Annotated in this window: 26 protein-coding genes; all 26 read right to left on the minus strand. The window is 38.4% G+C overall.

The window, feature by feature from the left end; all coding sequences use genetic code 11:
* Positions 1–173: 173 nt before the first annotated feature.
* The 26 genes from AC4D4A_RS10475 to AC4D4A_RS10600 all read right to left on the minus strand — a co-directional run bounded on the left by AC4D4A_RS10475 (position 174) and on the right by AC4D4A_RS10600 (position 25,235).
* A complete protein-coding gene (locus AC4D4A_RS10475) occupies positions 174–1,874 on the minus strand; it encodes a proline--tRNA ligase (RefSeq protein WP_490995854.1) in 1,701 nt (566 codons plus the stop codon).
* 89 nt (positions 1,875–1,963) lie between these two features.
* Entirely contained in the window at positions 1,964–3,223 is a 1,260-nt protein-coding gene (gene rseP / locus AC4D4A_RS10480; protein ID WP_490995855.1) for an RIP metalloprotease RseP, read from the minus strand.
* A 17-nt stretch (positions 3,224–3,240) separates the two neighbouring features.
* Positions 3,241–4,383 carry a 1-deoxy-D-xylulose-5-phosphate reductoisomerase gene (gene dxr / locus AC4D4A_RS10485; RefSeq protein WP_490995856.1) on the minus strand — a complete coding sequence of 381 codons (1,143 nt, stop codon included), beginning with the start codon at positions 4,381–4,383 and terminating at the stop codon, positions 3,241–3,243.
* Between the two features lie 36 nt (positions 4,384–4,419).
* Positions 4,420–5,211, minus strand: coding sequence for a phosphatidate cytidylyltransferase (locus AC4D4A_RS10490; protein WP_490995857.1), 792 nt, complete (start codon positions 5,209–5,211; stop codon positions 4,420–4,422).
* 22 nt (positions 5,212–5,233) lie between these two features.
* Entirely contained in the window at positions 5,234–6,007 is a 774-nt protein-coding gene (gene uppS, locus AC4D4A_RS10495; protein WP_490995858.1) for an undecaprenyl pyrophosphate synthase, read from the minus strand.
* A gap of 272 nt (positions 6,008–6,279) precedes the next feature.
* A complete protein-coding gene (gene frr, locus AC4D4A_RS10500) occupies positions 6,280–6,837 on the minus strand; it encodes a ribosome recycling factor (RefSeq protein ID WP_490995859.1) in 558 nt (185 codons plus the stop codon).
* Positions 6,837–7,562: a UMP kinase gene (gene pyrH / locus AC4D4A_RS10505; RefSeq protein WP_490995860.1), complete on the minus strand. Its 726-nt coding sequence runs from the start codon at positions 7,560–7,562 to the stop codon at positions 6,837–6,839. The genes frr and pyrH overlap by 1 nt, the downstream gene beginning before the upstream one ends.
* 152 nt (positions 7,563–7,714) lie before the next feature.
* Positions 7,715–8,599, minus strand: coding sequence for a translation elongation factor Ts (gene tsf / locus AC4D4A_RS10510; protein ID WP_490995861.1), 885 nt, complete (start codon positions 8,597–8,599; stop codon positions 7,715–7,717).
* 131 nt (positions 8,600–8,730) lie between these two features.
* On the minus strand, positions 8,731–9,495 hold the full coding sequence (gene rpsB, locus AC4D4A_RS10515; protein ID WP_066100370.1) for a 30S ribosomal protein S2: 765 nt from the start codon (positions 9,493–9,495) through the stop codon (positions 8,731–8,733).
* Positions 9,496–9,650: 155 nt separating this feature from the next.
* A complete protein-coding gene (locus tag AC4D4A_RS10520) occupies positions 9,651–10,190 on the minus strand; it encodes a hypothetical protein (protein ID WP_490995862.1) in 540 nt (179 codons plus the stop codon).
* Positions 10,191–10,201: 11 nt separating this feature from the next.
* Complete coding sequence (locus tag AC4D4A_RS10525) at positions 10,202–10,516, minus strand: hypothetical protein (RefSeq protein WP_490995863.1); 315 nt, start codon at positions 10,514–10,516, stop codon at positions 10,202–10,204.
* 16 nt (positions 10,517–10,532) lie between these two features.
* Complete coding sequence (locus AC4D4A_RS10530) at positions 10,533–11,867, minus strand: flagellar assembly protein A (protein ID WP_490995864.1); 1,335 nt, start codon at positions 11,865–11,867, stop codon at positions 10,533–10,535.
* 24 nt (positions 11,868–11,891) lie between these two features.
* Positions 11,892–12,665 carry a FliA/WhiG family RNA polymerase sigma factor gene (locus tag AC4D4A_RS10535; RefSeq protein ID WP_490995865.1) on the minus strand — a complete coding sequence of 258 codons (774 nt, stop codon included), beginning with the start codon at positions 12,663–12,665 and terminating at the stop codon, positions 11,892–11,894.
* Between the two features lie 108 nt (positions 12,666–12,773).
* Positions 12,774–13,277: a chemotaxis protein CheD gene (locus AC4D4A_RS10540; RefSeq protein WP_490995866.1), complete on the minus strand. Its 504-nt coding sequence runs from the start codon at positions 13,275–13,277 to the stop codon at positions 12,774–12,776.
* Positions 13,274–13,912 (minus strand): chemotaxis protein CheC, encoded by a 639-nt coding sequence (locus tag AC4D4A_RS10545; RefSeq protein WP_490995867.1) that lies wholly within the window; start codon positions 13,910–13,912, stop codon positions 13,274–13,276. Before AC4D4A_RS10545 ends, AC4D4A_RS10540 begins: the two co-directional genes overlap by 4 nt.
* Before the next feature lie 17 nt (positions 13,913–13,929).
* Positions 13,930–14,391 (minus strand): chemotaxis protein CheW, encoded by a 462-nt coding sequence (locus AC4D4A_RS10550; protein WP_490995868.1) that lies wholly within the window; start codon positions 14,389–14,391, stop codon positions 13,930–13,932.
* 29 nt (positions 14,392–14,420) lie between these two features.
* Complete coding sequence (locus AC4D4A_RS10555; RefSeq protein WP_490995869.1) at positions 14,421–16,463, minus strand: chemotaxis protein CheW; 2,043 nt, start codon at positions 16,461–16,463, stop codon at positions 14,421–14,423.
* 12 nt (positions 16,464–16,475) lie between these two features.
* A complete protein-coding gene (locus tag AC4D4A_RS10560; RefSeq protein WP_490995870.1) occupies positions 16,476–17,573 on the minus strand; it encodes a protein-glutamate methylesterase/protein-glutamine glutaminase in 1,098 nt (365 codons plus the stop codon).
* A 3-nt stretch (positions 17,574–17,576) separates the two neighbouring features.
* Positions 17,577–18,440, minus strand: coding sequence for a MinD/ParA family protein (locus AC4D4A_RS10565; RefSeq protein WP_490995871.1), 864 nt, complete (start codon positions 18,438–18,440; stop codon positions 17,577–17,579).
* The gene (flhF, locus tag AC4D4A_RS10570) at positions 18,433–19,605 is read right to left on the minus strand and encodes a flagellar biosynthesis GTPase FlhF (protein WP_490995872.1); all 1,173 of its coding nucleotides are present in this window, start codon (positions 19,603–19,605) and stop codon (positions 18,433–18,435) included. The genes AC4D4A_RS10565 and flhF overlap by 8 nt, the downstream gene beginning before the upstream one ends.
* On the minus strand, positions 19,602–21,638 hold the full coding sequence (gene flhA / locus AC4D4A_RS10575; RefSeq protein ID WP_490995873.1) for a flagellar biosynthesis protein FlhA: 2,037 nt from the start codon (positions 21,636–21,638) through the stop codon (positions 19,602–19,604). The genes flhF and flhA overlap by 4 nt, the downstream gene beginning before the upstream one ends.
* Positions 21,639–21,744: 106 nt before the next feature.
* Positions 21,745–22,827: a flagellar biosynthesis protein FlhB gene (gene flhB, locus AC4D4A_RS10580; RefSeq protein WP_490995874.1), complete on the minus strand. Its 1,083-nt coding sequence runs from the start codon at positions 22,825–22,827 to the stop codon at positions 21,745–21,747.
* A gap of 1 nt (position 22,828) precedes the next feature.
* The gene (fliR, locus tag AC4D4A_RS10585; RefSeq protein WP_490995875.1) at positions 22,829–23,605 is read right to left on the minus strand and encodes a flagellar biosynthetic protein FliR; all 777 of its coding nucleotides are present in this window, start codon (positions 23,603–23,605) and stop codon (positions 22,829–22,831) included.
* A 3-nt stretch (positions 23,606–23,608) separates the two neighbouring features.
* Positions 23,609–23,878, minus strand: a complete 270-nt coding sequence (gene fliQ, locus AC4D4A_RS10590) for a flagellar biosynthesis protein FliQ (protein ID WP_490995876.1) — start codon at positions 23,876–23,878, stop codon at positions 23,609–23,611.
* Between the two features lie 15 nt (positions 23,879–23,893).
* Positions 23,894–24,559: a flagellar type III secretion system pore protein FliP gene (fliP, locus tag AC4D4A_RS10595; RefSeq protein ID WP_490995877.1), complete on the minus strand. Its 666-nt coding sequence runs from the start codon at positions 24,557–24,559 to the stop codon at positions 23,894–23,896.
* Entirely contained in the window at positions 24,552–25,235 is a 684-nt protein-coding gene (locus AC4D4A_RS10600) for a flagellar biosynthetic protein FliO (protein WP_490996024.1), read from the minus strand. Before AC4D4A_RS10600 ends, fliP begins: the two co-directional genes overlap by 8 nt.
* Positions 25,236–25,251 lie beyond the last annotated feature (16 nt).

Below are 25,251 nucleotides of genomic sequence, written 5' to 3' on the forward strand. Positions count from 1 at the left end.
GCAAAGATTAATGCTTTTATCAATTCAGAAAACACCTTTCAGCCATACCTTTTAAAGACTGTAAAAAGGAAGTAAAAAGCATTAACAAAATTTCAAACAGCTTGTCAGGAAAATTTGTCACGTAAAAAACAAGCTCTCCCCATTGCAAAAGGGAGAGCTTGTACTTTTATCATTTACAGGATTTCTTTTAATCGATCAGCAAGTTCAGCAACAGGTACTTCAAAACTTTCGCCTGTCCGTCTCACTTTAACTTCTACGATTCCATCAGCAGCTTTTTTACCAACTGTTACTCGAACTGGAAGACCAATTAAATCAGAATCAGCAAATTTTACACCAGCACGTTCATTACGATCATCCATTAATACATCATATCCAGCTTGCATAAGCTCGTCATATAATTTCTCACCAAGATTCCGTTGACTTTCGTCCTTCATATTAACCGGGATAATATGCACTTGATATGGAGCTATATTAACAGGCCACATCAAGCCTTTTTCATCATTAAATTGCTCAGCAATCGCCGCGACTGTTCTGGATACCCCTATTCCATAGCAACCCATAATCATCGGCTGACTGCGACCATTTTCATCCAAGTACGTACCGTTCATTGCTTCACTGTAACGTGTCCCCAATTTAAATACATGGCCCACTTCTATACCTTTAGCAAATTGAATGGTCCCTTCACCGTCTGGAGAAGCGTCGCCTTCCTGTATAAAACGAAGATCCTCATATTTCACATTCTTGAAATCGCGCTCAGGATTTACATGAATATAATGTACCCCTTCTTCGTTAGCTCCACAAACTGCATTTTCCAAGACCTCAACCGCGGAATCAGCAATAATCGTTACACGGTCTCCATCCACTCCAATTGGTCCAATTGAACCAACGGCACAATTCAATACATCTTTAGTCTCTTCCGGACTAGCAGGTTCAACGATTGCGGCATTAAAGATATTTTTCAGTTTAATATCATTTAATTCATGGTCCCCTCTAACCATTACAAGCACGAACTGACCATCCACTTTCCATAGCAGCGATTTAATACACTTATCCGCAGATGTATTTAAATAGCTTGAAACTTCTTCGATTGTTTTTTGATCTGGTGTTGATACTTTAGTCAATTCTTTAAGCTCTTCGCCTGTTTTTACAGCCTTGTTAATAACTGGTGCCATTTCAATATTAGCTGCAAAGTCAGATGAGTCCGAATAAGCGATTGTGTCCTCACCTATATCAGAAAGCACCATAAATTCATGTGTATCTTTCCCACCCATGGCTCCTGAATCTGCAATGACCGCTCTAAAATCAAGGCCACAGCGTGAAAAAATATTAGAGTATGCAGTGAAGATACGATCATACACTTCATCCAGGCTTTCCTGGCTGGAATGGAATGAATACGCATCCTTCATAATAAATTCACGTCCGCGGAGCAAGCCAAAACGAGGACGCTTTTCATCGCGGAATTTTGTTTGAATCTGATAAAGAGTTAATGGCAAACGTTTATATGATTTAACCTCATCACGAAGTAAGCTTGTAATTACTTCTTCATGAGTTGGTCCCATTGCAAACTCACGATTATGGCGGTCTTTCATTCTCATCATTTCAGGACCATAGGAATACCATCTGCCGGATTCCTGCCAAAGCTCAGCCTGTTGTAGTGCTGGCATTAATAATTCTACCGCTCCAGCGCGTTCCATTTCTTCTCGAATGATTTTTTCAACGTTTTGGATTACTTTTAAACCAAGTGGAAGATAACTATATATTCCACTCGCGTTTTGGCGCATAAATCCGGCACGAAGCAATAATTGATGACTTTTTACTTCAGCGTCTGACGGCACCTCTCTTAATGTTGGAATCATCGTCATACTTTGTCTCATATCTATTCACCTTTCTATCCTTATCACTTTACTATATGTATAGCAGGAGCTTATTACCTTTTTAGCCCCTGCTATGGTTGAATCCTATTTTAAAAGAAAAATCGCTGTATATCATTCCAGGTGACGACGATCATTAATAGCATCAATAAGGCGAATCCAATAAAATGGAACATACCTTCCTTCTGCTTATCAACCGGTTTACCTCTAATTGCTTCAATTGCAAAGAATAACAGCCTTCCTCCATCCAATGCGGGCAGCGGCAATAAGTTCATGATCCCAAGGTTAATACTTAAGACCCCAGCCCATTTTATCAAGTAAAAAATACCCGATTTTGCCACTTCTTCCGTGGAAACATATATACCCACAGGACCTGATAGCGCATCAATGGAGAATCCTCCTGTGATTAAATCACCGAGTACAATGAAAATTTGTTTAGTCCATAAATACGTTTCCGTAAATCCATATCCGATCGCTTTGATAAAGGATTTTTCCGTCGGAGCATAGACCCCTATGATTCCCCGTTTGCCGGCTGAATCATCCACCAATTTAGGTGTGACACTTATCTCCTTTTTCTGGCCATCACGTTCAACCTCAAAAGTCAGTTCATTATTGGCATTCTTTTGAATGGTTGATTGAATATCACTCCATGAATCAACTTTTTCACCATTAATGGAGTGTACGACATCTCCCGCCTTAAGTCCAGAGCTAATAGCAGGTCCATCTTCTGTCAGTTTGCCAAGCTTCGGCTCATCGACCACAACACCTTGGGCAATTCCAATAATCATGAATAACACAGCTGCTAAAACAAAATTCATCATCGGTCCGGCAAAGATGGCCATCGCTCTTTGCGGTAATGTTTTTGAATTAAACTGGCGGTCATATGGTGCAATTTGAAGTTCAAGGCCATCCTCTACCATTACCGCTTTTGGATGAACCTTAAAGGTTTGGATTGTTTCATCATTTCCATCTTCATATCCACGAATGATTAACTGATGATCCAGATCTGCTTGTTCCACCTCAATAATTCTTGCTTCAGGATATTTATCCTTGTTCGTGACAATGATTTTGTTAATTTCCTGATTTTCATTAAACAGTACCCCTATACGATAGCCTGGTTTTAACTCTACTGTTTCTGCGTCTTCACCAGCCATCCGCACAAAGCCTCCAAGCGGAAGTAAGCGAATGGTATAGACCGTTTCATTCTTTTTTATGGTGAAGATTTTCGGACCCATTCCGATGGCAAACTCTCGACAGAGTATACCAGCTCTTTTTGCAAAGATTAAGTGGCCTAATTCATGAAAAAACACTAATCCTCCAAAAATAAGTATAAACGCTAATATTGTTTCCACTTAATCGACCATCCCTTTTAATATAGTGACTCGATATACCTTCTTGTCTCCTGATCGACTTCCTGTATAGTCTCGAGTTCAGGTTTTTTGATTAACTGATGACGCTCCATAGCTTTTTCCACCAGTGCCTCAATTTCCAAGAATGGAATCTTGCCCTGTAAGAACAATTCAACCGCCACTTCATTGGCTGCATTTAAAACAGTCGGCATCGATCCGCCAATTCTTCCAGCATTATAAGCGTATTGTAAACATGGATAGCGGTCAAAGTCCATCTTTTTAAAATGTAAAGTTGCCGCTTCTGCTAAATTAAGTCTCTTTGAAGAGATAAGCGGTAACCGATCCGGATATGAAAGAGCATATTGGATAGGCACACGCATATCCGGGGTACCAAGCTGTGCCATCACACTTGAATCGTGAAATTCCACCATGGAATGGATAATGCTTTCCTGGTGCAATAGGACATCAATTTGTTCATATGGCAAATTAAACAGCCAATGGGCTTCAATCACTTCAAGTCCCTTATTCATCATTGTGGCAGAATCTATGGTTATTTTTGCGCCCATGGACCAATTTGGATGATTAAGTGCATCTTCTACCGTAACATTCTTTAACTCATCTCTTGTTCGGTCTCTGAAGCTTCCTCCGGATGCTGTGATAATCAAGCGTTCTATATTTTTAGCCTTTTCACCCTGTAATGCCTGGAATATAGCAGAATGCTCACTGTCAACCGGCAGTATAGGTGTTTGATACTTCTTTGCAGCCTCCATAACTAAATGTCCAGCTGTCACCAATGTTTCCTTATTAGCAAGGGCAATTTGTTTACCGGCTTCCATCGCCTGCATAGTGGGAATTAAGCCAATGCTTCCCATAACAGCATTCACTACAATATCTCCGTTTACATAAGTAGCTGCTTCTATTAAGCCGTCATGTCCGTATACAATTTTCCTACCCGGATATTCCGTCTTCAGTCTTTCCGCATCTTCTTTTAACTGTACACAAATCAGTTCGGGCTGGAATTCCTGAATAATTTTTCGAATTCCATCCACATTTCTTCCGCCTGAAACGGCAGTTAATTTAAATTCCTCTGGATGATTGCGTACAATATCTATCGTTTGCATACCGATAGACCCTGTAGCCCCTAATAAATTGATACTTTTCAAGCTAAAGCTCCTCCCCTGGCAGTTGTATAGTTACGTTTAAAAAATGAAGAAGTGCAAAATGGGAAGAATAAAAATAAAACTATCAAATCTGTCCAAAATTCCTCCATGTCCCGGTAAGATATTTCCGGAATCCTTAACACCATAATGCCTTTTATATGCAGATTGTACAAGATCACCCAACTGCCCGAAAATCGAAATTAATAATGCCATTATAATCAGCTTACTTATATTGTAGTCCAAATTAGAGAGAAAATAGAACAGAATTGCAACAACTAATGCACTTCCAACTCCACCAAGGAATCCTTCTATTGTTTTATTTGGGCTGATTTCCGGCCAAAGCTTTCGTTTTCCTATAGATCGCCCTACAAAATAGGCACCTGAATCAGTAACCCATATCGTAATTAACACAAATAGTATCGTTAAAAGGCCATTCTCACCATCTCTTGTCCCAAAAAAGTAATAAAAAGATATACCTATGTATAGAGAAGACAACAGCAGAAAAGCCGCATCATCAAACGTAAAAGCATTTTTGGAGATCACCGTAATAATCAATAACAAAAATGCAATGATAATCACTATATCCATTTTATCGTATTGAATCATATCAAAAAAATGGCTGTATCGATCCGGTATCAATAGAATCCATACTAATAAAAACGATAGTAATGTGGATATCGTCATTAGTGGCATTTTCTTCATCTTAATTAGTTCAAATAATCCAATTGTCGCCATCGCATAGATTAAAATAAGAAATGGAATATTTCCATAAATTAATATCGGTAAAAATAATGCAATTGCGACTATCGCAGTAATGATTCTTTGTTTCATTCTAAAATCCCTGCCTTCCTCATTATACGCCGCCGTATCTTCTCGATCTGCCTTGGAATTCTTCAATCGCATTGAGCAATTCATGATCATTAAAGTCCGGCCACAATACATCTGTAAAATAAAACTCCGTATAGGCTAATTGCCATAACATAAAGTTGCTCAGTCGAATTTCACCGCTCGTTCGGATTAATAAATCCGGATCCATCAGCTGATTGGTCATCAAATACTCAGAGAATCGTTCTTCTGTCAAATCGCTTTCTTCGAGGCGACCATCTTTCATATCAGCTGCGGCTTTTTTTACACCTTCGAGGATTTCTGCGCGGCTGCCATAATTAAGGGCAAAATTTAAAATAAGACCATCATTATCTTTAGTTTGGTCTAATGCTGTAGTAACTGCATTGACAGTATGTAAAGGCAGTCTCTTTTGATCACCCATAATTTGTACCTTAACGTTTTCTTCCATCAATTCAGGCAAAAACGTCCCTAGAAATTCTTCGGGTAATTTTAACAAATAATCTACTTCATCCTTGGGACGTTTCCAATTCTCAGTTGAAAAGGCATAAACCGTTAACACCTTCACTCCTAATTCATTAGCTAATTTCGTCGTTTTACGTACCACCTTCATACCTTCATGATGTCCCGCTACTCTTGGCAATGCCCTTTTTCTCGCCCACCGGCCATTCCCATCCATAATAATCGCTATATGTTCTGGTATTTTATTTTGTTTTACCTTTTCTATTCTTTCTGGTATAGAGTACTGTTTTCCTTTTTTCTTAACTATTTTCCATCCAAACATTGTTTTTCCTCCAAAAGGAATTAATCTTCCCTGCTTATGTATATTTAATTATTTAGCTTTTGTACAAATTCCATAACCTATCATACCACATTTAATTGTCACAAACATTTCTGTTTGTATGTTTGTTTCCCTGGCAGTTCTATGGATTTCTAACAGTTAATCTTTTTAGACGCATTGTATGATTTTGTTAATATATAATTTCGTCACCTAAATACATACTGGGGCGTAACAAAAAAGCCCCTTTAGATAAAAGGGGCTTTATGATATAAAAATCAAACTTCCATGATTTCCTTTTCTTTATCTTTAGCAAGAGCATCGATTTTCGCGATATGATCGTCCGTCATTTTTTGAACGTCATCAGAATATCCACGAAGTGCATCCTCTGTAATTTCCCCGTTTTTCTCTAGCTTTTTAAGGTCATCATTACCATCACGGCGAACATTACGAATCGCAACTTTTGCTTCTTCAGCTTCCTTCTTCACTTGTTTAACAAGGTCACGACGACGTTCTTCAGTTAGTGCAGGAACACTTAAACGAATAATATTACCATCGTTCACTGGGTTTAGACCAAGATCAGACTTCAGAATTGCTTTTTCAATATCACCAAGAATGGTTTTGTCATAAGGTGTAATAACCAGCATACGAGCTTCCGGAACACTGATTGATCCAAGCTGATTTACAGGTGTAGGTGCCCCATAATAATTAACAGTCAATCTGTCTAAAAGGGATGCACTAGCACGACCTGCACGGATAGAGGCTAATTCTCTGGAGAATGCCTGAATCCCTTTATTCATCTTTTCCTTCGTATTTTCTATAACTTGTTTTGCCATTATTCTTTCCCCCTAACAATAGTACCTATAGTTTCACCCATAACGGCACGTTTAATATTTCCTTCTTCCATTATTGAGAAGACAATTAGTGGAATGTCGTTATCCATACATAAAGATGATGCTGTGGAGTCCATTACGGATAAACCATCCTTAATTAAATCTAGATAAGAAAGTTTATCATATTTTACAGCACTGCTATCTAATACAGGATCTGCACTATAGACACCATCAACATTATTTTTACCCATAAGAATGACATCTGCTTCTATTTCGGCAGCCCGTAAAGCTGCTGTCGTATCTGTAGAGAAATACGGATTTCCAGTACCTGCAGCAAAGATAACCACACGTGTTTTCTCTAAATGGCGGATTGCTCTGCGACGGATATAAGGCTCAGCCACTTGTCTCATTTCGATAGATGTTTGGACACGTGTCTCAATCCCTTGTTGTTCCAAACTATCCTGAAGAGCAAGTGAATTCATAACTGTTGCAAGCATTCCCATATAATCGGCAGTTGCACGGTCCATTCCTAGTTCACTGCCTGTTTTGCCACGCCAAATATTTCCGCCGCCAACCACTACTGCGACTTCAACACCAAGCTCCGCAACTTCTTTCACTTGTTTAGCAACTGAAAAAATGATGGTAGGGTCAATTCCAAAACCCTGAGTACCGGCAAGTGCCTCTCCACTTAACTTTAATACAACTCTTTTATACTTTACGCTGCTCATAGTAACCTCCACCGTCATTAGTTATCGATCTATTGCAAGCTTTAATAGTCGATATCCTCATCTAATAATCTGTTTATTTTAAGGAAATGTATTCTTGAAAAATAGGGAACACAACGTGTCCCCTATTTTTATGCTATACACATGTAATTAGATTAGTCTTTTTTAATTTGGCTCATTACTTCTTCAGCGAAGTTATCTTGTTTCTTCTCGATACCTTCTCCTACTTCGTAACGTACGAACTCAACGATTGTAGCGCCGTTAGCTTGTACAAATTGACCAACTTTTTGATCTGGATTTTTAACGAAAGTTTGGTCCATTACACAAATTTCTTCAAAGTATTTTCCTAGACGGCCTTCAACCATTTTTGCAACGATTTTTTCAGGTTTTCCTTCGTTCAATGCTTGTTGTGTTAGAACTTGACGCTCATGTTCAACTTCTTCAGCAGTAACTTGGTCACGTGATACGTATTTAGGGTTTAAAGCAGCGATGTGCATAGAAACGTCTTTCGCAACCGCTTCATCAGTTGTACCTTCAACAATTGTTAATACGCTGATACGTCCGCCTTGGTGGATGTAAGCTCCGAAAGCTCCGTTTTCAGGTTTTGCTTTGATTTCAAAACGACGAAGAGTGATGCGCTCACCAATTTTTGCAATTGCAGCATTGATGTGGTCAGCAACAGTTGCACCGTTAGTCATTGTTTGAGTTAAAGCTTCCTCAACATTTGCAGGTGCGTTTGCTAAAAGATGTGCAGCCAATTCTTTTACAAGAGTTTGGAAAGCTTCGTTTTTAGCAACGAAATCTGTTTCAGCATTTACTTCAAGGATAACTGCTTTATCGCCTTCAACAACGATAGAAGTTAAACCTTCAGCAGCAATACGATCGCCTTTTTTAGCCGCTTTCGCGATACCTTTTTCACGAAGGTAATCAATTGCTTTATCCATGTCACCGCTTGTTTCTTGTAGTGCTTTTTTGCAGTCCATCATACCTGCACCAGTTTTTTCACGTAATTCTTTAACCATTTGAGCAGTAATAGCCATTTGGTCTTCCTCCTTTATATCATCCGATAAAATCAGTATGTAGCAGTGTGTGATTCCGTATACACCACTCTATTTTATTTCAAAAAAAGGTGATAAAAGGCACTGTCCTCTTATCACCTTTAAAAAATCAATTAAGCATTTTCAACTGTAGTTGCTTCTTCTGCCTCAACAGTTTCTTCTACTACTGTTTCTTCTGCAACTGGAGCTGTTTCTTCACCTTGTTTACCTTCAAGGATAGCGTCAGCCATTTTACCAGTAAGCAATTTAACAGCACGGATTGCATCATCGTTTGCAGGGATTACATAATCGATTTCATCCGGATCACAGTTTGTATCAACGATACCTACGATTGGAATATTCAATTTATGAGCTTCCGCAACAGCGATACGCTCTTTACGTGGGTCAATGATGAACAATGCATCAGGGATTTGTTTCATATCCTTGATACCGCCCAAGAATTTTTCAAGACGTTCTTGTTCTTTTTTCAATTGAATAACTTCTTTTTTAGGAAGAACTTCGAATGTTCCGTTTTCTTCCATTTTTTCGATTTCTTTAAGACGTGCAATACGTTTTTGAATTGTCACGAAGTTTGTTAATGTACCACCTAACCAACGTTGGTTAACATAGTACATACCAGCACGGCCAGCTTCTTCTTTTACAGAATCTTGAGCTTGCTTTTTAGTACCAACGAAAAGCATAGTACCGCCATCAGCAGCCAAGTCTCTTACGAAGTTGTAAGCTTCTTCTACTTTTTTAACCGTTTTTTGAAGGTCAATAATGTAGATACCATTACGCTCCGTGAAGATATATTTTTTCATTTTTGGGTTCCAACGACGAGTTTGGTGCCCGAAGTGTACACCTGCTTCAAGCAGTTGTTTCATTGAAATTACAGACATGTTTGTTCCTCCTATGTTTTGTTTTTCCTCCGCTCAAATCATTTTCAGGCTGAAACTGTAGGTTTACAGCACGATCAGTCCAAATCCTCAAGCGTGTGTATTAACACCATGTCATAATATAGCATAATCTAAGCATACAATCAAGCCTTTTTACTTTACTTTTGATTTAATTTAAATAAAAGGTGAATTTCTGTTTTGCCACGGCCCATTTTTTTTGCAATTTCCTCAATTGTTCTCCCTTGGTTCTTCATTTTCTGGGCCTCGGCCAATATAGAGATTTGATCTAACTCCCGGTCGATAACATCTGATTCTATTTTTTCTTCCTTCAGATAATCCATAACGGATTGCCGGCTCGTATTTTCGTAAGCATTCAGTGCATGCTTCTGCTTATAGCCATTTGTTACCCCTGTTCTATTTAGATTCATTTTCTCTTCTTCATCAGACAGCTTGCGAGGTCCATCAGCTCCATCAGCACTTTGGATCTTACGACTATTATCCACAAACAACTGTTTAATTTCATCGTTTTCTTCCTTCATTTCGATTATAAACGTATGGATTAGTTCCTCAACTTCTTTTTGATATTCTTTACATTCCTTCTCGAATTGAATAAGACGATTCTGCCTCAAATAAAGGATAACAATTGCTAAAACAGCCACCATATTGACCATGATGCTTACTATGAGTATAAATGTCATTTTGTCTCCTCTTATCCCGAAAAATCTATTCTCTTTCCCTTATAAGGATGGGTTTCTGCTTGCGAAAAGGCAGAATGATTTTTAGTAGATTCATCATTCTGCCGCCGTTTTTCCTGCTGCCGGCCCTTGGAATGATTATTCCAATCAACCGAGCTATTCTTTTCTTGCCTAAGTACTGTTTCATTTTTTGCTCTTGTACTCTTTTTTTCCTGTTCTGATGCATGCTCAACCAGTTGTTGACCACGATTCTGCAATAGCTCCTGGATTTTACCTGCATCCTGCGTTCTGGGTAGTGCAACTTGCAATTCAATCGCTTTTAAACTCATGATTTATTGCCCCCTTTTAGAGCGGATAAACAGATATCTCGTTTCCCTTATCAGTAAATCTCACTGACTGGTAAATTTGATTCAATGGCATACTATATTTACCCATTTTTATATAAAGATTAGGGTAGCATGAACCGTTAATAATTAACTCATCATCGACTTGCAGCTCATACTCTAACATCAATCTCTCTTGCTTAAGTTTTTTCATTTCATCTACTAAGAAATCTTTTGTTTTTCTTTGCTTTTCCAGCAAAAGAGCATCTTTTTTGTCATTCGATAACCTTGTTTTTTCTTCAAGCTTCACAGCTATATACGAAAGTTTCGAGAGTGTTTTTTGCATTTTTTGATATCGTGAATCCAAATCCTGCTTAATCATTTCAATTGCATCATTATTGCCGATATGTATTTCAGTACGTGTATAATGCAAATTTCCCGCATCCATTAGTTCCACTCTCTTGCCAGCCCTTAAAACACCGCCTATTAGATGTCCTTTTTTACAGACAACAGATTTCATGGAAGTTACAAAACTATGGAGAATTGCATGTTGAATAATAATATTTCCGCTTGATATGACATTTGAATAATTTATGTATAAGGCGTATAGATCTCCGCCTGTTCGAATACTGCAATTTTTTTCTCCAGTAATCCCGCCCTTGACAACAACCGAGCCGCCAACAGTAATGTCTGATCCTTCAATGATACCGGAGACTTTTAAATCGCCACCGCACGAAACCGTATAACCAACGGGTATATTCCCTTCAATATACACATTTCCAACAAAATCAATATTGCCTACCTCCAGGCTCAAATCTCCTTTCACTTGAAAAACCGGATTAACCTGTATAGTATGGCCTACTATACTGATTTGTCCGTCAATCGTTGAATATAGACTTGATTCATGTTCAATAACATTGGGTCCCAGTTTATAGACGGCTCTTTTGCCTGGTTTCGGCTTGATTTTATTTCCTAAGAGATCCATTCCAAAATGACCAAAAGTTGGTTGAGATGCAACCGCAATTTTATCTCCTGTAGAGACGGAAGGAATATCCATTACATTTCTGAAGTTAAACGGTTGCTCTTCTGTGTCTATTCCCTTTGTATATTCGAGCTTTATTTCTCCATCCTGGCCGTTTTCAGGTAATTTTCCTTCAGCAATCAATAAAGGAAAAACAACCTGCTCCGTATTCAGTAAATGTACTTTTGTTTCCTTTTTTATACCAAAGATAATCGGTAAAGAAACGAGCCATTCATCTATTTGTCTATCAGAAACCGATTGTACCTCATTCCCTATAGGTAAGATCCAGGCCTTCATTTTATCTTGGGATATTTCCAGTTTATATGGAAAGTCCATTTTCCCACTCCCAAACCAATAGCTTTAGCGATATATTGTTTTTGCTAATAGCTCTTTTAATTTAAAAAGAGCACGTGAATGTATTTGTGAAATTCTCGAAGTCGATAGCTTCAGAATGTATCCAATCTCTGTAAGAGTCAACTCCTGCCGATAGAATAAGTCCAACACTAGTTGTTCTTTTTCACTTAGCCTATGAATAAGGTCTACCATCTCTTTGAGCAATTCTTTTTTAACAAGAGCTTCTTCAGGAGATGGCACGCGCTCATCTTTCACTGTATACGATTGTGCTTCCTGATCCGAGTGAGTATCATGCGGCTGTTCATCCATTGATAATATATTGGAAAAGAAATTCTCATTCGTGATTTTGACAACCTCATCCTCTGTAATCCCTAATTCTTCGGCAATTTCAACAGGTGTGATATTACGCATATTCTTCTGTTCTAATGCTTCTATAGTCGAATCGATTAATTTGGCTTTTTCTCTCGTACTTCTTGGCAACCAATCTTCTTTACGCAATCCATCTATAATGGCTCCCCTAATTCGAAAGGACGCATAGGTCTCAAACTTTAAATCACGAGATGGGTCGAATTTTTCTAAGGCATCAAATAGACCCATATTCGCTAAACTTCTTATATCATCTCTATTCACATTTTTAGGCAGGTTCACTGAAATCCGTTGTACATGATAACTGACCAATGGCAAGTATTTTTTTGCCAATATGTCTCCAGCCTGCGCGTCCCGGCCTTCAAGCCATTTATGCCAATACGTCTGTTCTTCACCGGTATTCACTTGAGACATTTTGACCCTCCCTTTAGTTGGTTTATTATGGTAATTAAATTATAACAAAAAACAACAGATGTACATCCGACAAATTTCCCTTAATTTTGCTCTATACCGAATGAAAACTTAAATAGAGCAGCAACCCTGATTAACCGTACGAATGTGCAATATACATGTAATCGGATTAAATTCAATTGTTCTTCCACTGTTTCCACCAACATCTTCAGCAATTACCTGGATATGATTTTCCATAAGCTGAATTTTCACAGCGTCTACATTTCGCGGTCCGATTCTCATCAAATCACTTCCTGAACTGAATTGAAACATTTGCGCTCCACCTGCAAGTTTTGCCTTGAGCAATTGACTCTTTATTCCCTTATTCTTGAATCGTTTAATAAGCTCTGGTATTGCAGTATCTGCATATTTTGCTTTATTAAATGTTTTCCCTCGGGCAAGTGAGGAATCCGGCAGCATAACATGAACCATTCCTGCTATCTGTTGAGATGGGCAGTAAAGGACAACACCAACACATGATCCAAGACCGGCTGTTCTAATAATGGAACTCTTATAGGCAAAATTCATATCTGCAATTCCAACGCGGATAATTTCCTGTTCGTGATAAGGATTCATTCCATATTCACTCCCAATGTGGAAAAGATTGTATCAAATGATCCAGGATCAGGCAGTAAGAAAAAGTGCCCATTTACATCTTTTTCTTCCTTACTATCAGACTCGGTAAAATCCGTATCAATGATAATCGCATAATCGCCAACTTGAGAAAATTCCAGTAATCCATACCCCAGCAAGGCTCCCACCATATCAATTCCCAGTACAGGAACAGAAGGATATATTTTCATACCAGTAAAATCAGATAAGGCAGATAAATACGAGCCAGATAGAATATTGCCCATTTCTGTCAGGGCAGACAAAGAGATTTCATCATCCAACGAATGATCAAAGGAAAATTGATCGGAACCGGTCATTTGGTTGATAAATCTGGTTGCCTGCGATAAAGAAAGGATAAAATACATATTGCCGGTGATGTCTCCTTCTATTCTCATATAAACACTGGCCACAACATTATCCGCTCCTCCTGCAAGCTCCATTGTTTCATCAAATGTTGCAATTTGTACGGAAGGGACACTCATCATAACAGGTTTGTTCACTAATAGAGATAAAGCAGTCGCGGCATTACCCGCGCCGATATTACCAATTTCCTTTAAGGTATCTAGTTGGAGATGTGTTATGGAGTCGAGATATGACATACCTGCCCGCCTTCTTCCTATATAGGTTGTGTTGTTCCAATTACTTGTAAAATTCGTTCGAGTTTAATTAATATCAACAAACGTTTATCAACCTTCACAACCCCATTTATAAAATCAATCTCCTGCATACCAATAACCTTAGGCTGCGGCTCAATTAAATCAGCTGGAAACTCTAAAACATCCCTGGCTGAATCAACAATCAATCCCACTTCAAACTCATTAAAGGAAATAATGATAATCCTTGATGACTCATCATATTCTTTTCGTTCTAGGCCAAACCGCATTCGAAGGTCAATAATCGGTGTGATCGTCCCTTTAAGATTAATCACTCCCATCACAAAGGGTTCTACACCCGGAACTCTTGTAATAGTTGATACTTTTTCAATAGACATCACATACTCCACAGGTATTGCATATTCTTTATCCACTAACTCAAAGACTATAACTTTCTGCATCTGTCTAGTATCATTGTCAGCCATATAAACTCCTCCTTATCTTACAACCCTGTTTACTTAACAAGAGAATTGCAATCAATAATCAAGGCAACTTGTCCATCCCCGAGAATCGTAGCTCCTGATACAGCGAAGACAGAATTTAAGTAATTACCCAATGATTTTAAAACGATTTCCTGCTGACCAATGAATGAATTGACAACTAACCCGGCCATCTTATCTCCATTGCGCACAATTACTAATGACAAAAAGTCTTCCTCCTCCCGACAAACAGGGATAGAAAGAATCGAATGCAGATACACGAGCGGGATAATCTTACCTCTAAAGTCAATGACATCTTGATTATGCGATCTTAATATATCTTCTTTTTGGACGATATACGTTTCAATTATGGAAGATAGCGGAATCGCGTACTTTTCATCCTGAACTTCAACTAGCATGACTGATATGATTGATAAGGTAAGTGGTAATTTCACAGAAAAAATAGATCCATATCCGAGGCGTGAATTAATAGATACACTTCCGCCAAGAGATTCGATGGTATTTTTCACAACATCCAAGCCAACCCCCCTGCCTGATATATCCGAAATTTCCTTAGCTGTGGAAAAACCCGAAGCGAAAAGAAGCTCGTTTTTTTGTCGTTCTGTCATGATTTCAGCTTGTTCTTCAGTAATAATTCCTTTATCCACTGCTTTTGTTACAACAACATCTGTGTTAATACCAGCGCCATCATCTTCTATTTCTATAAAAACGTGGTTTCCACTATGATAAGCCTTCAGGATGACTGTACCCTCTTTAGGCTTGCCCTTTTCCCGTCTTGCTTCCGGTGTTTCAATACCATGGTCCAGAGCGTTTCGTAAAAGATGCAGCAGAGGATCACCAATTTCGTCAATAACAGTCCGGTCTAGCTCCGTTTCCGCACCAATAATTTCAAGGCGGATGTGTTTATTTAGATTGCGTGCAAGCTGCCTGACCATACGCGGAAAGCGATTAAAAACTGTTTCTACTGGTACCATCCTCATATTTAGGATTATGGTTTGCATATCACCGGAAATTCTTGTCATACGTTCAACTGTTTCAAACAGCTCTGCATTTTTTAAATCCTTCGAAATTTGTTCGAGTCTTCCGCGGTCAATCACTAACTCTTCAAATAGATTCATTAATATGTCAAGGCGCTCAATATTGACCCGTATCGTCTTGCCAGGAGCCGCCGCAGTAGTAACAGAAGAAGCTTTTTCTTCTTCCTTACCCTTTATTACCTGCTTTGCTGAATTCACCTGTAGCTGATTCCCATCTTCCATATCCTTCGCGACTTTATATTCCTGATCCGCAGATGTCTTATTCGGTACCGGCGAAACTCGTACAGATTCAATCTCTGATACTTTTAATATTCTCTGTTCGATATCTATTGCAGATTGTTTTGATAGAATCGTTGCCGTAAACTCCTGCCCAAAATCTTCTTCCTCAAGAACATCAACGGAAGGAACCGATTTAATTACTTCTCCCAGTTCGGCAAAAATTTCATAAACCATAAAAACACGGACTGCCTTTAAGATACAATCATCATTTAAAATCACCTTAACAGAGTAAGCTTTAAAGCCTTGGTCGACTGATTGTTCCATAACCGCCCATTCGTATTCGTCATAAAATCCCGAGCTGGCTTCAATTTCTGCGGGAGCACCGGAATGTTCTTTATCTGCAGAACTTTTCATAACAATTTGACCTGCTACGATGTTTTCTAACTTCTCTATTGTTAAAGAGACATCTCTTTTTCCATTTCCACCTTCTGCTATCGATAAAACCATTGCTTCCAAATCATCAACAGCTAAAAATACAATGTCTAAAATGTCGGCATTAACGTTTATTCGCTGATTTCGAATCTCATCCAACACATTTTCCATTTGATGAGTTAATCGTGCTAAATCATCAAAACCCATCGTCGCAGACATTCCTTTTAATGTATGGGCTGACCTAAAAATTTCTTGCACAATCATGAGATCATCAGGATTTTTTTCGAGCTCCAATAGTTGTTCATTACAAGCTTGTAAGTGTTCCTTGCTTTCTTCTATAAAAACCTCTAAATATTGATCTAAATCCATGCTCATTCCTCTTCACCTCTCACCCTTACAAATTTCATTCAATGCTCCAGCTATATGATCTAGAAGAATGATTTCATCCACCAATCCTGTTGCGATTGCCGCTTTTGGCATACCATAGACCACACAAGTTTCTTCAGATTCAGCAATCACTCTGGATTTTTTAAACTTTCTTAAATTCATAATTCCCTTTGTACCATCTGATCCCATACCCGTCATAATAACAGCTATACATTCGTATATAGGGGGCAGTTCGGAAACCGAATCAAACAAGACATCCACTGATGGGCGATGGCCATTAACGGTTTGAGTTTTATCCAATTTGGCAATCAACACACCAGCTTGAATTGAAGCTTTCAAATGAAATCCCCCAGGTGCAATATAGGCGGTTCCATCACATAAATTTTCTCCCTCTTCAGCTTCCTTCACAGTTATCTCTGACAACTCATTTAGTCTCTCAGCCAGGTGTTTTGTAAATCCTTCCGGCATATGTTGTACAATGAGAATAGGTGCCTTAACCTCTTTATTAAGTAATGGCAATACGGTATACAGGGCTCGCGGTCCTCCAGTCGAGGTACCGATACAAATAATTTTTTTTAAGGAAACATCCGGTTTACTTCCATTAACATTTTCAGTCAGATTCAGTTCCCGTGAATTTTCAGCTAAGGTCGGCACATTCATCAGGCGATTATTTTGGTCAAACACGCCCATATTTACCTTGGCAGCTTCCTTCACTTTCTGGATCATTTGACTCTTAATTCTGTGTAAATCCTGTGAAAATGAACCAGAGGGCTTTTCGATAAAATTGACTGCACCAAGCTTCATGCTTTCCATAATCATATCTACACCTGATCTGTTAGTACCCGAAAGCATAACCACGGGCATTGGACTTTTTTCCATGATTACCTGCAATGTCGTTATACCGTCCATTACAGGCATTTCTATATCCAGTGTAATGACATCAGGTTTCAGCTTTTCCATTTTCAAAAGCCCATCTGCTCCATTTCTAGCAATGCCCACCACTTCAATTTGTTCATCTTCTTGTAAAAATTCAGTTATCAACTTTCTCATAAAAGGTGAATCTTCAATGATTAAAACTTTAATAGTAGCCAAATCTTAAGCCTGCCTTTCGAAAAGAAAATTCTTCATCTTTTTCATAAACGAAGCAGGTGAATTGCCCTCTTTACCCACGCTTCCCATATACTGAGCAATGATTTTTTTTAGTGCTTCACTAGATGGAGCCCGAGAATTCAAGAGGATAAATGGAATTTGTCTTATGACTGCTTTTTGTACCGTTTTATCATCTGGCAAAATCCCAAGCGCCAAGACGTCTTTATGTAAAAACTGTTGCGCAGCTCTCGTTAAACGTAAAATGACCTCATTGCCTTCTTTCCGGCTTGAAGCCCGGTTACAGAGAAGATAGAACGGTGCATCTGTTCTGCTAACAAGATATTTCATCATGGAATAAGCATCCGTTATTGCCGTTGGCTCTGGTGTTGTAATATAAATCAATTCATTTGCGGAAACGATAAATTGCAAGGATTGTTCTGATATTCCCGCACCCATATCCAAAATAATATAATCATATTCTTCCAGAATGCTTTGAAATTGCTGGCTAAAGTGAGCAAATTGTTTTTGATCCAATTTAAAAAAATCTGTTAAACCTGTACCCCCGGGAATATAATGGATTCCTTCAGGCCCAGCAGAAATAGCCATCCTTAGAGGGATCCCCTCATTAAAATGATCTGCTATTGTATATCTGCCCGTTTGACCAATTAAGATATTGATGTTTCCCATCCCTACATCAATGTCTATGATTAATACTTTTTTATTTTGTCTAGCTAGTCCAATTGAAAAATTTAATGAAAAATTGGATTTACCGACCCCGCCTTTTCCACTTACAACTGCAATTACTTTGGCAGATGGCTCTTCTTTTTTATTTTGTATTCTTTGTCGGAGCAGTTCCGCTTGGTCATGCATACAAATGACCTCCACATACCATTTTGACAATTTTGTCCGGGGTGGCAGCAATAATATCATCAGGAACATCCTGTCCATTTGTCATATAACTAACAGGAACATGATGTTTAAGAATAAAATTCACAATGGAGCCATGATAGGCAGTTTCATCTAATTTGGTAAATATAGCTCCGTGTATGGGTATAATGGAAAACTGGTTATAGATTGCTGTCATATCAATCTCTTTGGATGTAGCGGAAAGGACAAGATATGTCTCCATATCGATATCAAAATCAATTAGCCCTTTAAGTTCCTCAACAAATTCCTGATTTCGAAAGTTTCTGCCTGCTGTATCGATAAACACATGATCGTAATGAGCAAAACGCTCAGCAGCTTGTTTAAAATCCTCACTGTTATACGCCACTTCAACTGGCACTCTCAATATCTCTGCATATGTTTTCAATTGTTCAATAGCTGCGATTCGATAGGTATCTGTCGTGATGAACGCAATTTTTTTATTATGCTTAATCACATATTCAGCTGCAATTTTTGCAATTGTAGTGGTTTTCCCAACTCCAGTTGGACCCACAATATTTATATATTTTCTCTTAAATAATTGCTCACCATTAACGGCAAAATTCTTTAATTGTTCAAGTAAGTAGATATGAACCAACTCTGATAGGTCTGCTTTAGTCATTTCAGCAGACCTTTGATTAGTTCTCCATTTTCCCAAAAGATAATCCATCAGTTTTTCGATTATATGCTTATCCAACTCCATTACAACAAGCTGCTGATGTAATTCTCTTAATGGATCTGGAAAGTGATTGTATTTGGATTCTAGTGATAACATTTGTTTCATATCGTGTAATTCTTTAAGTATTTCACTAGATGGGTTTCCGATATCTTTTTTTGTTGAATTAGCAAATTGAACAGGTTGTTCGGTCGGTTCTTTTTTTATAGATGGAATCGTTTCTTTATTTACCTTCGTGAATATTGTTTTTTTACTATCCACTGAATCGCTATCCATTGCGGCAATCACTTCAAATGTTTTCTTTTTAAATAAACCAAGAAAACCATTGCTATTAACTACTTTTGAATTTAATATAACAGCATCATTTCCAAATTCCGCACGTATTTTACTCATCACTTCTTGCATGGATATCCCTGTAAACTTCTTCACATTCATTCAGCATTCACCACCCCTACACTTTGTACCTCTACATTTGCTTCCAATTCGTTATACGATAAAACCGGAAGCTGCGGGAAATATCTCTCTGTCAGCTGGCGCACATACATCCTTACAGCTGGTGAACATAACAATACAGGTGCTTGATCAAGCAAGGCATGTTCCTCCAGCTTTCCAGCTACTGATTCAAGAATTTTTTGTGAGTCAGTCGGATCTAGTGATAGATAATTACCTTGTTCCGTCTGTTGAACACTGTCGGCAATGATTTTTTCAACTCTTCCAGAAAGAGTTAACACTTTTAAATTATCACCCGTGACATATTGGTTCGTGATTTGACGGGCAAGTGCCTGTCTGACATATTCCGCTAATATGTCAGTATCATTTGTCATCCTCCCAAAATCGGCTAATGTTTCAAAAATAACTGGTAAATTCCTAATGGAGACTTTTTCTCTCAATAATTTAGCCAGTACCTTTTGTATATCACCCACTGATAAAGGATTAGGCGTAACTTCTTCTATTAAAATTGGAGCAGACTCTCTGAGATGCTCAATTAATTGTTTTGTTTCCTGACGTCCAATCAAATCAGCTGCATTTGTTTTAATGACTTCAGTAATATGAGTGGAAACAACTGATGGTGGATCCACAACGGTATAGCCTAGCATCTCAGCATATTCCTTCGTCTCTTCCGTAATCCACTTGGCCGGCAAGCCGAAGGATGGTTCTATCGTATCGATTCCTTCAATAGAATCATCATCCATCCCTGGAGCCATCGCTAAATAGTGATCTAACAAAAGCTCACCCCTGGCCATTTCAGCACCTTTAATTTTCAGCCTGTATTCATTAGGCTTAAGCTGTATATTATCTCTTATTCTCACTACAGGTATAACAAGCCCCAATTCAATAGCGAGCTGCCTGCGAATCATAACCACCCTGTCCAAAAGGTCTCCGCCCTGATTAGCATCCGCCAATGGAATTAACCCATAACCGAATTCAAACTCAATCGGGTCAATACTGAGAAGACTAATGACGCTCTCAGGACTTTTCATTTCTTCCGCTTCTACGGTATCATCTGGTTCCAGTGCAGAAACAATAGTTTCTTTCTGCTGAATAGAAGTAGCCTTATAAGCCCCTAAAGCTAATAAGCCAGAAATAAATAATGTTAGAAAATTATTGATCGGTGTAAAAAGCCCTAATAACAGAATAGTTCCGGCAGCAATATACAGCATTTGTGGATAAGCAAAAAGCTGAGATGTAATATCAGAAGCAAGATTGCCATCTGATGCAGCTCTAGTCACGATAATACCTGTCGCAGTTGAGATCAGTAAGGCTGGCACCTGACTGACAATCCCGTCCCCTACAGATAAAAGTGAAAATTTCACAGCCGCTTCACCAAATGATAAATCCATTTGCATAACACCGATAATCATTCCGAATATCAGGTTAATTAAGACAATGATAATACTGGCTATGGCATCACCTTTAACAAATTTGCTGGCACCATCCATCGAACCAAAAAAATCAGCTTCTCTCGATACCTTATCACGTCTGGTTCTTGCCTCTTGCTCAGAAATCATTCCGGCATTTAAATCAGCATCAATACTCATTTGTTTACCCGGCATTGCATCAAGAGTAAATCGGGCTGCCACCTCTGCTACACGTTCAGCCCCTTTTGTGATGACAATGAATTGAATAATGATTAAGATCAGGAAAACGACCAACCCAACGATAACTTGACCGCCAACTACAAAGTCACCGAATACATGAACGACTCCACCGGCATCACCGTGTGTCAGGATTGCTCTAGTAGTAGAAATATTAAGGCCGAGTCTAAATAACGTGAGGAGCAACAGTAAGGAAGGGAAAATAGAAAATTGCAAAGGTTCCTGTGTATTCATTGAAGTCAACAATACTAATAAGGCAAGAGATATATTGACCATGATTAAAAAACTTATTAACCATGTTGGTATAGGGATAATTAACATGGCTACAATCATTATGACGGCTATTAAAACTGATAAATCTCTTGCTCGCATACTACTTCTCTCCTAACGGGTAATTAAATAGAACGTGAATCTATCAATATCTTAGATTAATTATGTTAACGATAACCAAAGGCAATAAATGAGATCAGCGTTTTTACTATGACTTGCCTTTCAGTTTATAGACATACGCAAGAATCTCAGCCACCCCTTTGTAAAACTCTTCAGGGATTGCCTGTCCGATATCTGCCTGGTTATACAATGCTCTTGCTAATGGTCTGTTTTCCATCATCGGAATATCATTTTCTTTAGCGACAAGCTTTATTTTCTGAGCAACAAAATCCAGCCCTTTTCCAACTACATATGGTGCGTCCAGCTGATTTTCGTCATATTTTAAAGCAATCGCATAGTGGGTCGGATTCGTAATGACTACATCAGCTTTTGGTATTTCCTGCATCATTCTCGACATGGCCATTTCTCTTTGTTTTTGCTTGATTCGAGACTTTATTATCGGATCTCCTTCGATTGTTTTATACTCTTGTTTAATTTCCTGTTTGGACATTCGAATGCTCTTTTCAAAATCGAACCGTTGATAAAGATAATCTAACAGGGCTAAAAACAATAAAGCTCCCGAAGCAAACAAACCGGTTTTGACTGTAATATCTGCAAGTGTAATTAAGGATGCCCCCATCGTTTTAGTTGAAAGCATCATAATTTCATCCAACCGCGACCAAATAGCATAAAAGGTTACGACTCCAATAACCGTAATCTTTAATATAGATTTGAGCATTTCAACAAGTGCTCTCATCGAAAAAATCCGCTTAAACCCTTTTATTGGATCAATTTTTTCAAGCTTAAATTGGATGGTTTCAGTTGAAAACATCGCTCCTACCTGCGCAAAATTAGCGATGATTCCTGCTATAAAAGCCGCTATCATAATAGGTCCCAAGATAATTGCCATTTGTTTAAGAAGTTCAATAAACATTAAATATAAATCCGCTTCTGAATATGAGAAGGTAGCAGATAGATTGATTGGATACTTAAAAATAGCTAGTAATCTATCTTTTAAAAAACCACCTGCTATATATAAAATGAGAAATACCCCTAACAAAACAACTGCTGTATTGATATCCTGACTTTTGGCAACCTGCCCTTTTTTCCTCGCATCCTGTTTCTTTTTAGGAGTTGCCTTCTCTGTTTTCTCCCCCGAAAAAAATTGCAAATCAAGTTTTAGTAGGCCCATTCTAACTTCCTCCAAGCAGATGCATAAGCGAACGCATTCCATCCAATGTTGTATTCAAAAGTCCTTTTACCAGAAGTAAGATGGTTCCCATCGTAATGGTTAACAAAATTAAACTGACAAATATTTTGATTGGAAAGCCAATAACAAATATATTCATTTGCGGCACCGTTCTCGCTACAATACCTAGTGCTATATCTACCAAAAACAAACTTCCGACAATCGGGATTGACATTTGAAAAGCAATGATAAATGATTGTGTAAAAAATTGAATCATCAATGTCAGGATTTGCTCGTTTCCAAATGGAAGAAAATCTGTTGACAACGGGATGAATTCATAGCTGTAAAAAATTCCGTCCAATAACAAATGGTGTCCGTCAATCGCCAGCAAAAAAAGAAGTGCAAATGTATATAGATATTGACCCATTAGTGGACTTTGAACCCCTGTCTGCGGATCAATGACATTAGCCATTGAAAAGCCCATTTGAAAATCAATGAATCCTCCTGCTGTTTGAACAGCTGAGAACATCATATACGCAAAAAAGCCAATCATTAATCCGACTAGGGCTTCTTTTAACACTAATAAAAGATATAGGCTGTCAATTTCAAAGCCTGGAGAAGATACCGTATAATACATAATCCAGGCAAGCAGCGCACTGATCCCCAGGCGATGCTGAGCAGGAATAGTTCTATATGAAAAGATAGGCATTGTAATAAAAAATGATGCGAGACGTACAAAAATCAATAAGTATACACTAAATTTGGGAACAATCTCTTCCATACCCTATCCTACAAACTTCGTTAAATTATTAAAAATGTCAGCCGTGTAAGAAAGCATTTTACTCAGCATCCATGGCCCAAAAAATACAATGCCCAACAAAACAGCGACTATTTTCGGAATAAAAGCCAAAGTTTGCTCCTGAATTTGTGTAGTCGCCTGAAAAATACTGACAATTAAACCGATCCCAAGAGCTAGAATCAGTAAGGGAGCACTTATGATCAATACGGCATAAATCCCCTTTTCCGCCAACGAAATTACTGCTTCTGATGTCATCTTTCTCTCACCTGCCTAAAAACTTTGTAATAAAGATTTAACAACTAAATACCAACCATCGACCATCACAAACAGTAAGATTTTAAAGGGTAATGAGATCATGACCGGCGGTAGCATCATCATACCCATGGACATTAGAACACTCGCCACAATCATGTCTATCACCAGAAATGGGATAAAAATCATGAAGCCAATTTGAAAGGCTGTTTTCATTTCACTGATCGCGAATGCAGGTACCAGCGTAGTTAACGGAATATCTTCAATAGATTCAGGTGTATCTGCCTTGGAATATTCCAGGAATAGCTGTAAATCCTTTTGCCTTGTATGTTTACTCATAAACTCCTTAAAGGGTCCTGCGGCCTTTTCATATGCCTCTTCCAGCTTTATTTCGTCCTTAAAAAGCGGTTGAAGCGCCTCATCATTCACTTCAGATAAAACCGGTGCCATTACAAAAAATGTAATGAACAGCGATAATCCGATTAACACTTGGGTAGGGGGCATTTGCTGGGTCGATAAAGCCGTCCTTACAAAGCCCAAAACAATAACAATTCTTGTAAAACAGGTCATTAAGATTAAAATGCTTGGTGCAAGAGAAAGAACCGTTAATAACAGGAGCAGCTTAACTGATGTTGAAACGGTATCGGCATCCCCGCTGCTAAAGAGGGTCATTAAGTCATTCATCCCGGTGTGTTCCTTTCTTGCTCATTTCTTTTGTAATCTGTTTGCGCTCTTCCTTTAAATGATCCAGTTGTTCCTTAAATTGACTTTTGAACGACATATCCGTTTGCCTGGAAGTTTTTATTTTCCATTTATCAATAAGCTTGCCTGCAAGATCCATGGTAATCTGAGTCTCTAATTTCTGATTATGCTCTTCAATTAGCTTGGTGTATTCTTCCTCATCATCAATCACATTGAGTAATTGAACCGAGTCACCAACACCTACAATGTAGATTTTCTCCCCAATCCTTACCAACTGGACAGAGCGATTTCCACCTAACGGAGTCCCTCCCAGGTTTTCAATAGTTTGGCCGTGCTGATATCCACGATTCTTTTTATTGATGACTCGTAAAAGTACATACAATAATCCAGCAACAAATAGCAAGGCAAATACCATTCGAAAGATATCTCCAATTGTAATTCCAACGTCATTTGTCTCATTTTCATCTGGATCAGAGATACTGTTATTATTCGTTTGGTCAATATTCCCTGTTTCCGTCTTACGATCTTTAGTATTGTAATAACTGTCTACACTTTGGCTGCCATTGTCTGGAGCTGCGTTTACCGCAATTTCTGTAAATGGTGTAGCAATGGAAAAACTCAAAATGAAGAAAAGAATAATTTTTATATAGCTTGGCATTCGTTGCACGTTTACT

It is taken from the genome of Pradoshia sp. Z5_111 (assembly GCF_058267535.1).

Excerpts from the sequence above, each read along its gene's own strand:
- AC4D4A_RS10475 (WP_490995854.1), bottom strand. The coding sequence starts at position 1,874 with ATGAGACAAAGTATGACGATGATTCCAACATTAAGAGAGGTGCCGTCA.
- uppS (WP_490995858.1), bottom strand. The coding sequence starts at position 6,007 with ATGTTTGGATGGAAAATAGTTAAGAAAAAAGGAAAACAGTACTCTATA.
- flhF (WP_490995872.1), bottom strand. The coding sequence starts at position 19,605 with ATGAATGTGAAGAAGTTTACAGGGATATCCATGCAAGAAGTGATGAGT.
- pyrH (WP_490995860.1), bottom strand. The coding sequence starts at position 7,562 with ATGAGCAGCGTAAAGTATAAAAGAGTTGTATTAAAGTTAAGTGGAGAG.
- flhA (WP_490995873.1), bottom strand. The coding sequence starts at position 21,638 with ATGCGAGCAAGAGATTTATCAGTTTTAATAGCCGTCATAATGATTGTA.
- frr (WP_490995859.1), bottom strand. The coding sequence starts at position 6,837 with ATGGCAAAACAAGTTATAGAAAATACGAAGGAAAAGATGAATAAAGGG.
- AC4D4A_RS10550 (WP_490995868.1), bottom strand. The coding sequence starts at position 14,391 with ATGGCTGACAATGATACTAGACAGATGCAGAAAGTTATAGTCTTTGAG.
- AC4D4A_RS10555 (WP_490995869.1), bottom strand. The coding sequence starts at position 16,463 with ATGGATTTAGATCAATATTTAGAGGTTTTTATAGAAGAAAGCAAGGAA.
- flhB (WP_490995874.1), bottom strand. The coding sequence starts at position 22,827 with ATGGGCCTACTAAAACTTGATTTGCAATTTTTTTCGGGGGAGAAAACA.
- AC4D4A_RS10600 (WP_490996024.1), bottom strand. The coding sequence starts at position 25,235 with ATGCCAAGCTATATAAAAATTATTCTTTTCTTCATTTTGAGTTTTTCC.
- tsf (WP_490995861.1), bottom strand. The coding sequence starts at position 8,599 with ATGGCTATTACTGCTCAAATGGTTAAAGAATTACGTGAAAAAACTGGT.
- AC4D4A_RS10490 (WP_490995857.1), bottom strand. The coding sequence starts at position 5,211 with ATGAAACAAAGAATCATTACTGCGATAGTCGCAATTGCATTATTTTTA.
- fliP (WP_490995877.1), bottom strand. The coding sequence starts at position 24,559 with ATGAATGACTTAATGACCCTCTTTAGCAGCGGGGATGCCGATACCGTT.
- AC4D4A_RS10565 (WP_490995871.1), bottom strand. The coding sequence starts at position 18,440 with ATGCATGACCAAGCGGAACTGCTCCGACAAAGAATACAAAATAAAAAA.
- AC4D4A_RS10530 (WP_490995864.1), bottom strand. The coding sequence starts at position 11,867 with ATGGACTTTCCATATAAACTGGAAATATCCCAAGATAAAATGAAGGCC.
- AC4D4A_RS10535 (WP_490995865.1), bottom strand. The coding sequence starts at position 12,665 with ATGTCTCAAGTGAATACCGGTGAAGAACAGACGTATTGGCATAAATGG.
- rpsB (WP_066100370.1), bottom strand. The coding sequence starts at position 9,495 with ATGTCTGTAATTTCAATGAAACAACTGCTTGAAGCAGGTGTACACTTC.
- AC4D4A_RS10540 (WP_490995866.1), bottom strand. The coding sequence starts at position 13,277 with ATGAATCCTTATCACGAACAGGAAATTATCCGCGTTGGAATTGCAGAT.
- fliR (WP_490995875.1), bottom strand. The coding sequence starts at position 23,605 with ATGGAAGAGATTGTTCCCAAATTTAGTGTATACTTATTGATTTTTGTA.
- AC4D4A_RS10525 (WP_490995863.1), bottom strand. The coding sequence starts at position 10,516 with ATGAGTTTAAAAGCGATTGAATTGCAAGTTGCACTACCCAGAACGCAG.
- fliQ (WP_490995876.1), bottom strand. The coding sequence starts at position 23,878 with ATGACATCAGAAGCAGTAATTTCGTTGGCGGAAAAGGGGATTTATGCC.
- AC4D4A_RS10545 (WP_490995867.1), bottom strand. The coding sequence starts at position 13,912 with ATGTCATATCTCGACTCCATAACACATCTCCAACTAGATACCTTAAAG.
- AC4D4A_RS10520 (WP_490995862.1), bottom strand. The coding sequence starts at position 10,190 with ATGACATTTATACTCATAGTAAGCATCATGGTCAATATGGTGGCTGTT.